This is a genomic window from Sphingomonas sp. URHD0057 (genome assembly GCF_000620665.1).
In the GTDB taxonomy this organism is placed as follows: Bacteria; Pseudomonadota; Alphaproteobacteria; order Sphingomonadales; family Sphingomonadaceae; genus Sphingomicrobium.
The window spans coordinates 1,016,600-1,030,247 of sequence record NZ_KK211162.1 but is presented as its reverse complement, the minus strand read 5'-3'; the positions used below and the strand labels follow the sequence as shown (position 1 = coordinate 1,030,247).

Sequence of the window (13,648 nt, the reverse complement as noted above, 5' to 3'; positions counted from 1 at the left end):
GACCCGGAACCGGCCACGGGGTTCTTCAGCCGAACGTCTGCTCGGGCAGATGAGTTTTAGTGATGGCTGGAGGGATTATGCCGGGACCAACGGGTGGCAGTACGACTATCAACGGGACTGCCAACGATGACGTGTTGAACGGCACCGCCGGCGTCGACATCATTAGCGGCCTCGGAGGATCGGACACGATCCACGGTCAGGGGGGAAACGACAGGATCGACGGTGGCGACGGATCAGATGTGATCAGTGGCGGCGCCGGCGATGATGGCATGAGGGGTGGCCAGGGACTCGACCTCTTTCAGTTTCAGGCAGGCGACGGAAAGGACACGATAGCCGATTTGGCGGCCGGCGAGACGGTCGAGATCCATGGCTACGCCACGGCCCAGTCGATCACCCAGGCCGGTACGAGCGTGGTCCTCGTCCTGTCTGCCGGCGACCAGATCACGTTCCAGAATGCTACCCTCGCAAGCGTCCAGGCGGCGCTCTATTTTGCTGACGCCACGCCGCCGGTGATCAACGGGACGGCGGGACCGGACCAGCTGACCGGGACCAGTGGAGACGACACGATCAATGGTTTGGGCGGGTCCGACGCGATTGATGGTCTGGCCGGGAACGACGCCATTGCCGGTGGCTCGGGCGGCGATACGATCAACGGCGGCGAAGGCGCGGACACGATCTACAGCGCCGATGTCTCACCCGCTTACAATAGTCCCTATTATTACATCCCGTATCACGCGCCCGCTCTCGATACCGGAAGTGAGGCCGACACCCTGATCGGCGGCGGCGGAGATGACACGATCTTCGCGGGATACGGCGACAATGTCGATGGCGGCGAACAGGGAAATTACGGCGACCAGCTATTCATCAGCTTTCAAGGCGCGGGCAGTGGCGTCACTGCCGATTTCAGCCTCGGGACGCTGGTCGTTGGCGGCGGCACGATCACGGGCTTCGAAAATATCAACTGGATCCAAGGCAGCAATTACAACGATTACCTAAAGGACGCCGACGGCAATGGACATGGAGGCGGCGCAGTCCTCTTGGGAATGGGCGGCGATGACACGCTGATCGCCGGCTATGTTACTTCATTACTCGACGGTGGCGATGGCAATGACATCGTCGATGGCCGCGGCAGCCAATATCTGCAGGAGGTCGACGGCGGCGACGGCAACGACACGCTTTATGTCCCTGCCAACCTGAGCGCGATCGCGAACGGCGGCGATGGCGACGACATCATCTTCGGGGCCGGAACCCTTCACGGAGGTGCCGGAGACGACACCATCCACGTCGCCCCCACCTTTTATTCGAATTTCATCAGCGGCGACGCCGGCAACGATACAATCATCGGCAGCACGGGCCGCGACGGTTTTTGGGGTGGAACCGGCGACGATACTCTCTCAGGCGGCGGAGGTGACGATACATTCCGTTTCAGTGCGGGCGACGGGAAAGATGTGATCACCGATTTTACGGCGGGCGATCTCATCGAGGTAGCAGACTATACGCAGGCTCAATCGATGACGCAGGTCGGAAGCGATGTCGTGGTCGTGTTTTCGGGCACCGACCAGATCACTCTGTCGAATACCGACGTTGGGACCGTACAGGCCGGCATGTATTTTGCCGCACTGCCGTTCGGGCAATTGATCTATGGCAGTTCGAACAACGACCATTTGAACGGCGGCAGCGGCGATGACCGGATCGAAGGCCGGCTCGGTGCGGACGTCATCGACGGGGGCGCGGGCAACGATTCCCTCTACTCATACAGCGCGGAGGGGCTTTCGGATGCGGAGGTCAATGACCCCGACGGCGCGCACGACACGCTAGTCGGTGGCGCCGGAGATGATTTCCTGAACGCGGGTTACGGCGACGATGTCGACGGCGGAACCGGCGTGGACACCCTGTTTTTGAGCCTGATTACGGCGCCGACCGGCGTTACTCTCGACACCGCATCCTTTCTCGCCGGAACCGTCATCGGCGGCGCAACCATCCAGAACGTTGAAAATCTTCAGTTCGTTGGCGGCACGGACTTCGCCGACACACTCACAGTGTCGACCGACGTCAGCGTCGACGGTGAAGGCGGAAGCGATGTGTTCATTCTGAACGGAGACACCGGGAACATATATGGTGGTGGCGGCGATGACGTTTTCATTGCTGGCGACGGCTTCCATGGCATTGAGGGTGGTGACGGCGACGACACGCTTGTCAGCGGTGCCGGCATCGACTCCTTCTCCGGCGGCGAGGGTATCGACACGGTCGATTACCGCAATGCGACGAGCGGCGTGTCCGTTGACTTCGAATGGGGGAATGGCGCGGGCGGCGATTCTTTTAGTAACGTGGAAAATGCCACCGGCTCGGCATTTGGCGACACGCTGGGCGGAGACTATCGCAGTAACTTCCTGAGTGGTGCCGGCGGGAACGACACGCTTCACGGAGGCTGGGGCAACGACACGTTGACCGGCGGCGGCGGCACCGACACGTTCCTGTTCGCCAAGGGCGACGGGCAAGACATCATCACCGATCTGGCCGGTGGAGAGGTGGTCCAGATCGATGGCTATGCCTCGGCTGTCTCGATCACTCAGATCGGATCTGACGTGGTCGTCCGGCTTTCGTCCTCGGACCAGATCACCTTTCAGAATGTCGATTTGGCGACGGTTCAGGCCGGCCTGCAGTTCACCGCGCCGCCGCCAATTACCTTAAATGGTACCAGCGGCGCCGATACGCTGACCGGAGGCGCGGGTAACGACACGCTGAACGGTCTCGGCGGCAACGACACGCTCAACGGGGGCACGGGCGGCGATGTTATGAAGGGCGGGACAGGCAACGACATTTATTATGTCGACGATGCCGGCGACAAGGTCATGGAGCTGGCGGGACAGGGTATAGATACTGTCCATTCGACGGTCGGTTACACACTCGGCGCCAATGTCGAGAATGGGGTCCTCGAAGGCACGTTCTCGGTCGAGCTCATCGGGAACTCGCTCGCCAACGTCCTCATCGGCAACGATGGCGACAATTTTCTCTATGGCATGGCCGGAAGCGACAAGCTGATTGGGGGAGCTGGCAACGATCTCCTCCGCGGGGGCCTCGGGGCAGATACGCTGACCGGCGGTCTTGGCGGCGACACGTTCATGTTCGAAAGGGGTGGCGGCAGCGACAAGGTGACGGACTTCGTCTCGGGAACGGACACGATCGACCTTTCTCTCATCGCCGGCATCACCAGCGCGGACTTGAAGATCGCCGTTGGTACGAGCGGGACGGTGATCTCAGTCGACGCTGATCACAACGGGCGCGCCGATTTCACCATCACGCTGATCGGTGTCAGCCACGTCGCCACCGGCGACTTCATCTTCGCCTGAGGATGGTTCGCTAGCGACCGCTTTTTATCCATTGCGGACATTAGCCAGGCGGTAGCACAATGACCTTGCCGCGGCCCTGACGCGACATTCAAAGGCGCGGCGACGGTTTCGACGGACAAAGGCGAGAATAAAGTCCGGCTGAAATTACTGAAACGTGCAACTGACCCCGGCTCGTCATTGTCCGTTATGCTAATGTCCGCTTTTCGCCGCGTCGGTCGGAGCGGTCGGACAGATCCGCGACCTTCAATATCCTGTGGTCCTGCCGCGCACGCATTGTGACGATGATCAGAACATCATCGGCTGTTCATCATGGCACGTTGGCAGGCCGAACCTCACGCAGGCGCACCGCGGGTGAGTCGCGAAGTTCACACATCTCACAAGGAAAACGCCATGAGGAAGTTTCTTCGTGCAACTGCATTAATCGTCGGTGCCGGTCTAATGGCTGCACCGGTACTCGCCGGCGAAATCACCGGGCCGCCGCCGACGGGCAACGTTCCCTCGCCGCCGAATAGCAGCATTAGCAATGGCAATTCTCTTTGTTCGTTTTCGGGGCTGAATGACACGCCCCTTGGACTTCCCGGAATCGATCCAGGCGGACAGGTGCAGTCATTTGGCTATTTCATGTCCAAGTTTGACTTGTACGATCCGAGCGATCCCGCGCAGCGGGACAGCTTTGCGTTTCCATCCGAGGGCTGCAATCCGCAGCATACGTTCGGCAGGCACTAAATGTCTTCCGGGTGGGGACGCGGCGACGCGTCCCTACTTTCCGAGACAAGACAAACATCCGCTTTCCAGCCCTTCGAGACACTGTCGAACGGCGATGGTTCGGGATGCTATCCCAAGGGAGTCCGAAATGCCGGCGCTTATTCAACTTGCAGCAGCGGCTCTGACTGCAGGACAGCATTTCAACGCACCCGCGCCGGCGCGACAGGGCAGAGCCCCGGATCATGCGATGGCACGCCAAGAGATCTGCTATGAGCTCGCTACGGGCACGGCGTATCCGCTCGACCTTCGAGACTGCCTCGAATTTGCCCACTCGCCAGATGCTGCCTTCAAAACGCAGGTCTGCAATTTCCTCAAGGACACGGGGCAGCTCGTGGATTTCGAGTTCACGTCATATGCTGCCTGCCTGGGCCACGTCGAAATCAGATAGAAGTGATGCGCCCATCATTGTCGCGCAGATGACGTCGTCGCGCCCATCCCATTGACGTCCCCAAGTACCCGCGAGCTGCCACTGTGGCTCGACGAGCTGCAGTCCCATTCCATCAGCTCCTGTGTTCGCCCTCGGCTCGCGCCTGCGATGAAGCTTGGCGGTGGGCAGCGATTAGACCATGATGAGCAGCCGATGATCCGCCGAACAAAAGGGGGAACTGGTGAACGCAGCAGCGACTTTTCCTTTTCGTGTCGCCGAACTGACCATCGATCCGGTCCGTCGCCGCGTTGCCGGGCCGGGCGGCGAGGTGCCCATGGAACCGCTGGTGATGCAGTTGCTCCTGCAACTCGTCGAGCGTCAGGGACAGGTGCTGCCACGGCGTGAGCTGTTCGATCACCTGTGGGGCAACGCTCAGGTGGGTGACGACAGTCTGAACCGGCTAGTCGGAAACCTCCGGAAAGCGCTCGAACGGGCGAGTGCCGGCGCGGTGCAGATCGAGACGGTGCCCAGGCTCGGATACCGACTGATCGCCGAACCGACAGGCGACGGCGTGACGCCGCCGATCACCCGCCGATCTCTGCTCGGCGCCGGCGCTTCGTCGCTGGTTGCGCTCGGAGGAGCCGGACTGTGGCGCGCGCGAAAGCAGGCTCGCGTCGCTGAGGCACAGCGCTTGGTCGACCGCGGCGATATCCTGCTGCGTGACGCAGTTCCGCTCCAAGCCGGCGATGCGTTGCCGCCCTTGCGGTCAGCGCTTGAGATCGATCCTGAGAACGCGAAGGCGCTTGGGCTGCTGGCGCTGGCTGAAGAGACCCGTGCGAACAACGGCGGGAGCGCCAATGCCGGAGAGACACTGCGGGCTGCAGAGCAGGCTGCGCGAGCAGCGCTGCAGCGCGATCCCGGCGAGCCGCATGCGCGCCTCGCGATGATCGACATTGCGGCCGGCAATCTTGACTGGTCTCAAATGGAAGACCGGCTAGAGGCCCTGCGTGCATCGGCGCCGGCCAACCCGCATGTACTCGGCAGCATGACATCGTTCCTTCAGGCCGCAGGGCGAACATCCAAGTCCTGGTTGTACAATGAGCAAGCAGCGGCAGCCGCTCCGACCTCACCGACGCCCCAATGGCGGCGGGCCCTCCGGCTTTGGACGGCGGGCCGCGACGAGGAGGCCGTCAATCTAAGCGAGCGGTTGCTGCCGCTGTGGCCCAGGCACGCGCTGGTGTGGAACGCGCGTTTCATGATCCTCGCGTTCACGGGTCGGACAGGCGCAGCCTCGGCGATGCTCCGCAACGCGGGAGTCGCGCCGGGTAATGCGCATCCCGTCAGGCTTGCTCAATGGCTGCCTACGCTCGACGCCTTCGCCGAACCGAGCCCCGCGTCCATCGCAAGTGCAAGAGAGGCCAATCTTGCGGCGGCGAAGCTCAATCCGGGCCAGGCGACATATGCTGCGATGGTGCTCAGCCAACTTGGTGAAATTGATGCAGCATTCGCCGTTATCGACGGCCTGTTGCTGAGCAAGGGGCCGCTCGTGGCGAACCGGCCGATCGTCCCGCGCAGCTTCGTCGCAAATTCGCCTAGCTGGTGCCGAACCCAGTGGCTGTTCCTGCCCCCGCTCGCGGCTGTCCGTAACGACGTCCGCTTCAAAGGCTTGTGCGAGGAGATCGGATTGGCGCGCTATTGGCGACAGCGGGGTGTCCGTCCGGATACACGGCTGCCCGGCTAACCGGACCTGCACGTTCACCGGACTGGTGAATGCGGTCATATAAAGCTTTCCTTATATGTTGCCCTGCGCTAGGGGCGGCGCATTGGCGCGGAGGACGCGCACCATCATGATCATTGGAGAATCTCGACGTGGCGACGCAGGCTGACACCCGTTTCAACGACTTTGTCGTGAAGGACCTCGGCCTCGCCGATTTCGGCCGTAAGGAAATCGAGATTGCCGAGACCGAGATGCCGGGGCTGATGGCGCTGCGCGAGGAGTTCGGGGCGTCGAAGCCGCTCAAGGGCGCGCGGATCACCGGATCGCTGCACATGACGATCCAGACCGCGGTGCTGATCGAGACGCTGATCGAGCTCGGCGCCGAAGTGCGGTGGGCGTCGTGCAACATCTTCTCGACCCAGGACCATGCCGCGGCGGCGATTGCGGCGCGGGGCATTCCGGTGTTCGCGATCAAGGGCGAGACGCTCGAGGATTATTGGGATTACGCGGCGCGGATTTTCGACTGGGGTCAGGAGCAGACCTGCAACATGATCCTCGACGACGGCGGCGACGCGACGATGTTCGCATTGTGGGGCGCGCGCGTCGAGGCCGGCGAAGCGCTGTTCGCGCCGTCGAACGAGGAAGAGGAAATCTTCGCGGTGACGCTCCAGCGCTTCCTTGAGGAGCGGCCGGGCTACCTGACCAAGACGGTCGAAGCGATCAAGGGCGTCTCCGAAGAGACCACCACCGGCGTTCACCGGCTCTATGAGCTGGCCAAGAAGGGCAAGCTCCCGTTCCCGGCGATCAACGTCAACGACAGCGTGACCAAGTCGAAGTTCGACAACCTCTACGGTTGCCGCGAGAGCCTGGTTGACGCGATCCGCCGCGCGACCGACGTTATGCTTGCGGGCAAGGTCGCCTGCGTCGCCGGCTTCGGCGACGTCGGCAAGGGCTCGGCGCAGTCGCTGCGCAATGGCGGGGCGCGCGTGCTGGTGACCGAAGTCGACCCGATCTGCGCGCTGCAGGCGGCGATGGAAGGTTATGAGGTGGTGACGATGGAGGAAGCGGTGACCCGCGCCGACATCTTCTGCACCGCGACCGGCAACATGGACGTGATCACGCTCGACCACATGCGGGCGATGAAGAACATGGCGATCGTGTGCAACATCGGCCACTTCGACAGCGAAATCCAGATCGGCGCGCTGGCCAACATGAAGTGGATCGAGATCAAGCCGCAGGTCGACGAGGTCGAGTTTCCGGACGGCAAGAAGATTATCGTGCTGTCGAAGGGCCGCCTGGTGAATCTCGGCAATGCAACAGGGCACCCGAGCTTCGTCATGTCGTCGTCCTTCACCAATCAGGTGCTGGCGCAGATCGAGCTGTGGACCGGCGCCGACAAGTATAAGAACGACGTTTACGTGCTGCCCAAGCACCTCGACGAGAAGGTCGCGCGGCTCCACCTAGACAAGCTCGGAGTGAAGCTGACGACGCTCAACGACAAGCAGGCGTCGTACATCGGAGTGTCGCCGGACGGGCCGTTCAAGCCCGACCACTACCGCTACTAAGCGTCGGCGAGCGGCCCCAGAGCTTCGCGCAAGGGCGCCAGCCACTGCGCGTAAGGCCGCCACGTACCAATGCCCGAGCGGTTGAGAGGGCGGCGCACCTGTTCGCTGCTGGCGGTCGCGACGGGCTCGGCCGACGTGTGGAAATCCAGCGACTGGGCGTTGAACTCCACGCCGAGGAATGAGAAGATGCGGCGCGCCTCACGCTCGGCATCGTCGATCACGTCTTCGTAGCCGACGCGAAGAACGGCGCCGGGCGCGACCGCGTCCATATGGTCCATCATGCGCACATAATCGCGGTAGAAACGGCCGATATGGTCGAGGTCGCTAGCGGCGGGGTGGCCGCGGGTGAACAGCAGCTTGAAGTTGGACCAGCAGCAATCGAGCGCGTCGCGGCGGACGTCGATCATCTTCGCGCCGGGCAGGATCATGCGGAGAAAGCCGATGTGGCGCCAGTTCATATGGAGCTTGTCGGTGAACCGGGGCTTGTCGCTCTTGCGGTATTCGGGCGAGCGCTCGAGATAGGTTCCGCCGAGGCGTCGCAGGCCGGCATGGTCGATCTTCGCCACCACATCGCGAAAGCCGCCGACCCCGCCGCCGCGCGCGCTCAGGACCTCGACGATGCGCGGGATGATCGGCAACTCGCCGGTTGCCTCGATCTCAGGATGCCCGCCGAGGATGCGCTCGATCAGCGTCGATCCCGATCGGGGCATGCCGACGATGAAGATCGGGCCGGCGTCGCCCGCGGCGCTCGTCTGGGCCTCCAGCCGGTGGCGGGTGAAGAATTCGATCGAGCGGCTGATCTCATCGGTCAGGCTCGCCGGGTCGTATGGCTGCGCCTTCCTTCGCAGCGCGTTGCCGGCCGCGAACTCCTCGAATGCCTCCTCATAGCGGCCGCGCTTGTCGAACGCTTCGCCGAGGGAGAAATGGAGGGCGCCGACGTCCTCCGGCTTGTCGCGCCGCTCGACGAGCGCGGCCTCCATTCGCGCCACGTCTTTGTCGGCCAGCGCGTTGGCGTCCAGGCTGGCGAGGCCCCACCAGCCGGCGCCGTACCCGCCGTCGCAGAAAATGGCGCGGCGATAGGCGAGTTCGCTGTCGGTGCGGCGGCCGAGGAAACGAAGCATGTCGCCATAGCTGACCCACAGCTCGGCCTCCTTGTCGTGGCGTCCGAGGAGGCGCTCGTAGGTCGCTGCCGCGCCTTCGTAATCGCGCGCCTCGGCCTGGAGCTGGGCGAGGAACTTGTTGGCGGAGAGATTGTCGGGAGCCCTGGCGACCGCGCGCGTCATGACCTCGATCGCTTCGCCAATCCGGCACTGGAGCATCAGGCCGCGCGCGAGGAACATCGAGGCGCGGAGGAAACCCGGGGCTCGCTCGAGCACGCGGCGGAGCAGCTGCTCGCCTTCGCCGAGCAGCTTCATGCTGATTGCGGCTTCGGCCGAAATCGTCATCGCCAGCAGATCGTCGGGATGCCGCTCGAGCCAGGCAGCTGTCGCGGCGGCGGCTTCGGCGCTGCGGCCCTCGTGCTCGGCCCCGGCGGCGGCCTTCAGCTCGGGGACGGTCAGGCTATGCTCGATCGCGGCAAGCTCCGCCGCTTCGGCTTCGCGCGCCTGGTCGAGCCGGCGGTGGGCACTCGCGGCGAGCCGAAAGACCCGCGCGTCGGACCCGAGCTTGAGCAAGGTCTGCGCCTGCATCAGCGCGGCCTCGGGATGCGGATCGAGCAGCGCATAGCCGTTGGCCAGACCCTCCTCGAGCGTTCCGGCCTGGACCTCGACCTTGTCAGTCATAGCCGAGGAGGGATCGGAAACCCGGTGCCGCGACCTCGACCAGGGCCCGCTGGGTCGCCGGAAGCTCCGCGGGGAACTCGAGGTTGGTCGCGGTCGACAGATTCTCGCGCGCCGTGCCGCTTTGCGCGCGGTCGCTGCCGACTTGCACGCGCTCTCGCCAGTCGCCCGGAAGCGCCACGCCGCAAGCTTCGAGCAGAGCCCCGAAATAAGCCTCAGCCTCCGGCGCCGCGATCCTCTTGAGATGGCCAACCAAGTCTTCGTAGCGGACCAGGTGCACGCCGGTGCCGAGCCAGGCGATCGCATTGTGGGTGTAGATCTCATTGAGGCTCGGCGCGCGCTGGTAGATGCCGAAGATCATCAGGTTCATCAGCTCTTCGGCCGAGAGCCTGCCTTCCTTCAGCAGGTCGAGGTTGCCCGAGAACTCGTCCGAGACGAAGAAGCGCGCGCGCGCAATCACCCAGCTGCAGGGGTCGCGGACCAGCAATATCTTGCGGACGCCGGTGAGATCCATCGCCGATTCGTCCGAAAACGGCAGATGACCCCAGCTGACCATCGGCAATTCCGCGTTGAATGCGTCACGATGCTCTTCGAGGTTGGCGAACTGGACGAACTGTCGCTGGTATTGCTGGCTGACCGGCACGAACATGCGGACGATGTTGCGCAGCAGGTGCGAGCCCGACTTGGGCACGCTGTTGAGGAATACGGGCTCGCGCAGGACGGCCTGCGAAAAGCGCCGGTTCTCCTGGTCGAGTGTGTCGGCCTTCAGATTGACGCGCTGCATCGGCTGAATCCTAACGGCCGGAACGGCGTCTCGCTACCGGTGAATAAAAAGGGCGGCGAAGCATGCTCCGCCGCCCCTTAAAAAGCTGAATCGGTCTTACTTGAACCGGGCTTTGGCCGAGAAGAACAAGCGCCGGCCGAGCCAGTCGTATTGCGACACCGCCGGTACCTGGCCGATGTTGACCACCGCCGGAGTCGAGATCCGCGGCGGCTTGGTGTCGAACAGGTTCGCAACGCCCACGGTGAGCTCGTAACGGTCGCCGGCGAAGCGCTGAGTGACCGAAGCGTTGTGATAGAAGCGCTGTTCGACATTCACCTTGTAACAATAGTCGCCGAAGATGAGATGGGTGTCTGGGTTGGTGTTGCAGAGGCCGCCGTTGTCGCGAATGAACTGCTTCGCGTTCGACGCCTTGCCGACATATTCGATCCCCCAGAAGAACGAGGTGTTCTTGTGGTCGAGGGTGAACTTGCCGTCCGCCACTAGCTTCGGATCGCCAATCTCGCCGTTCAAATTGTCGATCGTCCCGCCGAACAGCGTAACGTCGTCCTTGAGCTGATAGGTGGCGTTGCCGAGGAAGGAGAGGCGCCCGAAGCCGCCGAGACGGTGCGTCGCGCGAAGCGTGAAGTCGAGGCCGCGGTTGTGCTGGCGGTTGACGTTGATGAACTTGTCGAAGACGTTCTTGACGTTCGTCGGGTCGCCGACCTGGCCGCGTTCGAACAGCGAGCACAACGGGTCGTTGGGGAAGTCCAGCGAGGCGTAGCAGCCGTAGATGATGTTCTTGGCGCCAAGCTGGGTAATTTCGCCCTTCACCTTGATGTCGAAATAATCGACCGTGAATGCGACACTGGTGTCGAGGAATTGCGGCGGCGTCAGAATCACGCTGGCCGTAAACGCCCGGGACGTTTCCGGCTCGAGCACGCCGACGCCACCCGAATTGAAGACCGCGGCCTGAACGCCGGCGCCGCTGTGGGTCGGAGAGATGCCGTCGGCGGCGCAATTGTCGGCCTGGCGCTGCGTGATCGTGCCCTTGGCGAGGCCATTGGCCCAGTTGACGCATGGGTCGATATTGACCTGACGCGCGCCGGAGACCTGGTTGGCCAGGAACTGCTCGAACAAGGCGGGGGCCCGGTAAGAAGTGCCGTAAGTCGAGCGCAGCCGGATCGCGTCGACGATCTGCCAATTCCCTTGCAGCTTGTAGGTCCAATTTCCCTTGCTGCTGGCGCTGAAGCCGTCGCCGCCGCGGGTCGCCTTCACATCCGTAACTCGCGCTGCGCCCGAGAATTGCAGGCTCTTCGCGAGGACGAAGTTTTTGAGGATCGGGACGTTGATTTCTGCGAACGCTTCCTTGGTCACGCTGTGACCAAACGTGTGCCCTGAGGCGATTGGGTTGGCGTAGCCGTTGTCGATGAAATCGTCGTCCGGATCGTTGGGATCCTGATCCGGATTGGGCGCCATGGTGATATTGCCCGGCTGGTCGTCGATCGAGTCCTTTCGCCAGGCGGCACCAGCGGCAATGCCGACGGGGCCGGCGGGCAGGTGGAACAAAGTGCCGGTGGTCGAGGCTTCGAAATATTTCTGGTTGTAGATCGTCTTGCCGGTTTCGGTGCCGAACAAGAAGTCGATCTGCTCCTGGGTCAGGTTGCCGGCCAGGAAAGCCGGGTCCACCCAGTTGATGTCGATACACGCCTTATGCGCCACCGACGTGAATTCGCCGACGCAGCTGCCGGTCTTGTAGCTCTGGATGGCGATCGAGTCGGCGAGGATCTGGTCGTAGGTGTATTTGCCGACGTTGTGGCTGTACTGGCCGTAAGCATCCCAGACCCAGTCGCCGAACAGCTTGCCGGTCGCGCCGAGCACCCCGCGGTAATAATCGACGTCGATCTTATTGTCGTAATGGTCGGTGATGTTGGTCGGGCTGACAAGGACGAAGCCGCCTTCCGGCTGATAGAAGCCAGGGAAGGGATCGCCTTCGAACGGCGCAGTCGCGGCGTACCCAAAGTTGTAAAGTTGGACGAGGCTTTGAGTATAGGTCTTGCGGTTATTGAACAGGAACTCGCTGTAGAGCTCGATATTGTCGGTGATCTCGTACGAGGCGTCGGCATAACCCGTGATTCGCTTGGTCTTCGGGATGACCGACGTCCCCGCCTCGATTGGGCTGTAGAGGTTCTCGAGCGCATTGGCGACAGACCGACTTGGCCCGAATAGGTCGTCGACAGGGCTCGTATCGGGTCGTGCGATATAGCCGACGGGCAGGAAGTCCGACGGTACGTTGAGCTCGCCGTATCCATGCGCCCCGGGAACATGGGGCACATATTGCGCGAGCCCGTCGCCAAAGTCCGGCTGAAGCAGGACCGCCGTCCCAAAATCCGGAAGGTTGTAGGCGTAATAGGTCCAGACCTGACCCCAGACGACGCCGTTGCAGCGCGGCTTTCCGGTGCGCGGATCGATCAGGTCGGCGCGCGAGCCGTCGGGCCGGAACATATAGTCCTCCGGGCAGCCGAGGAACTTGCGGTCTTTCCGCTTCAAATAGTTCTGCTTGTAGTAGTCGGCGGAGAGCAGGATGTGGCCGCGGCCGAAATCCTTGCCCCAGGTCGCGCCGCCCTCGAACTCCTCACCGCCCTTGTGCTGATGAAGGTTGCCCGAGATATTCAGTTCAATGCCGTCAGTATCCTTCTTGGTCAGGATGTTGACCACGCCGGCGATGGCGTCCGAGCCGTAAATCGACGACGCACCATCCTTGAGGATCTCCACCGAACGGATGATGCCGGCCGGCAGGACGTTGAGGTCGAATGCGGTGACGCCGCCGCGGGTACCGGCCGGGCCGGCCCGCCGCCCGTTGAGCAGGACCAACGTGCGTGAGGCGCCAAGGCCGCGCAGATCGATGGTTTGGGATCCGGGCCCGCCATTGGTGACGAAATTGGTCGAGATGGCGGAGGTGATTTGGCTCGATCCGCTGGCGATCGGCGACGACTGGATGATCTCCGCGGCCGTGTTCAGGCCCTGGCGTTGGCTCAGCGTTGGGTCGATGATCTGGAGCGGGGCGGCGCTGGTCGCCTCGGTGCGGCGGATGCGGCTGCCGGTGATGACGATCTGCTGATCGCGCTGGGGCTGCGTCGCCGCCGGACGGGGATTGCTTACCTCCGAGGGTGGCGGCTGATTGTCCGTGGGCGGGAGCTGCTGCTCGGCGGGAAGCGTCGTCTCGGGCGGCGGGGCCGGGGGCTGATCAGCCGTCTGCGCCCATGCCGGCGACGAGATGAGGATCGCGGTCGCCGACACGCCGACCAAAAGGCTCACTCGTGCACGAGCGTTACGACGCTCTGAT

At 63.1% G+C, this 13,648-nt stretch carries 8 protein-coding genes; 5 read left to right on the top strand and 3 right to left on the bottom strand.

Annotated features, from left to right (window positions below):
- Window positions 1-62: 62 nt before the first annotated feature.
- The 5 genes from N539_RS0114040 to ahcY all read left to right on the top strand — a co-directional run bounded on the left by N539_RS0114040 (window position 63) and on the right by ahcY (window position 7,764).
- Window positions 63-3,350, top strand: coding sequence for a beta strand repeat-containing protein (locus tag N539_RS0114040; protein WP_081774374.1), 3,288 nt, complete (start codon window positions 63-65; stop codon window positions 3,348-3,350).
- A 390-nt stretch (window positions 3,351-3,740) separates the two neighbouring features.
- Window positions 3,741-4,076, top strand: coding sequence for a hypothetical protein (locus N539_RS0114035; protein WP_156029995.1), 336 nt, complete (start codon window positions 3,741-3,743; stop codon window positions 4,074-4,076).
- Window positions 4,077-4,203: 127 nt separating this feature from the next.
- A complete protein-coding gene (locus N539_RS0114030) occupies window positions 4,204-4,503 on the top strand; it encodes a hypothetical protein (protein WP_156029992.1) in 300 nt (99 codons plus the stop codon).
- 220 nt (window positions 4,504-4,723) lie between these two features.
- Complete coding sequence (locus tag N539_RS0114025; protein ID WP_028970770.1) at window positions 4,724-6,223, top strand: winged helix-turn-helix domain-containing protein; 1,500 nt, start codon at window positions 4,724-4,726, stop codon at window positions 6,221-6,223.
- A 128-nt stretch (window positions 6,224-6,351) separates the two neighbouring features.
- Complete coding sequence (gene ahcY / locus N539_RS0114020; protein ID WP_028970769.1) at window positions 6,352-7,764, top strand: adenosylhomocysteinase; 1,413 nt, start codon at window positions 6,352-6,354, stop codon at window positions 7,762-7,764.
- On the opposite strand, the gene N539_RS0114015 is transcribed toward ahcY, so the two are convergent.
- The 3 genes from N539_RS0114015 to N539_RS17290 all read right to left on the bottom strand — a co-directional run bounded on the left by N539_RS0114015 (window position 7,761) and on the right by N539_RS17290 (window position 13,620).
- Window positions 7,761-9,545, bottom strand: a complete 1,785-nt coding sequence (locus tag N539_RS0114015; protein ID WP_037552799.1) for a tetratricopeptide repeat-containing sulfotransferase family protein — start codon at window positions 9,543-9,545, stop codon at window positions 7,761-7,763. The two genes, ahcY and N539_RS0114015, sit on opposite strands and share 4 nt — an antisense overlap.
- Complete coding sequence (locus N539_RS0114010; protein WP_028970767.1) at window positions 9,538-10,326, bottom strand: hypothetical protein; 789 nt, start codon at window positions 10,324-10,326, stop codon at window positions 9,538-9,540. The genes N539_RS0114015 and N539_RS0114010 overlap by 8 nt, the downstream gene beginning before the upstream one ends.
- Window positions 10,327-10,422: 96 nt before the next feature.
- Complete coding sequence (locus N539_RS17290) at window positions 10,423-13,620, bottom strand: TonB-dependent receptor domain-containing protein (protein ID WP_197018430.1); 3,198 nt, start codon at window positions 13,618-13,620, stop codon at window positions 10,423-10,425.
- Window positions 13,621-13,648: the final 28 nt, after the last annotated feature.

What these genes read in the sequence shown, in the direction of transcription:
- N539_RS0114015 (WP_037552799.1), bottom strand. Translation starts at nt 9,545, where the DNA reads ATGACTGACAAGGTCGAGGTCCAGGCCGGAACGCTCGAGGAGGGTCTG.
- N539_RS0114035 (WP_156029995.1), top strand. Translation starts at nt 3,741, where the DNA reads ATGAGGAAGTTTCTTCGTGCAACTGCATTAATCGTCGGTGCCGGTCTA.
- N539_RS0114010 (WP_028970767.1), bottom strand. Translation starts at nt 10,326, where the DNA reads ATGCAGCGCGTCAATCTGAAGGCCGACACACTCGACCAGGAGAACCGG.
- N539_RS0114030 (WP_156029992.1), top strand. Translation starts at nt 4,204, where the DNA reads ATGCCGGCGCTTATTCAACTTGCAGCAGCGGCTCTGACTGCAGGACAG.
- N539_RS0114040 (WP_081774374.1), top strand. Translation starts at nt 63, where the DNA reads ATGGCTGGAGGGATTATGCCGGGACCAACGGGTGGCAGTACGACTATC.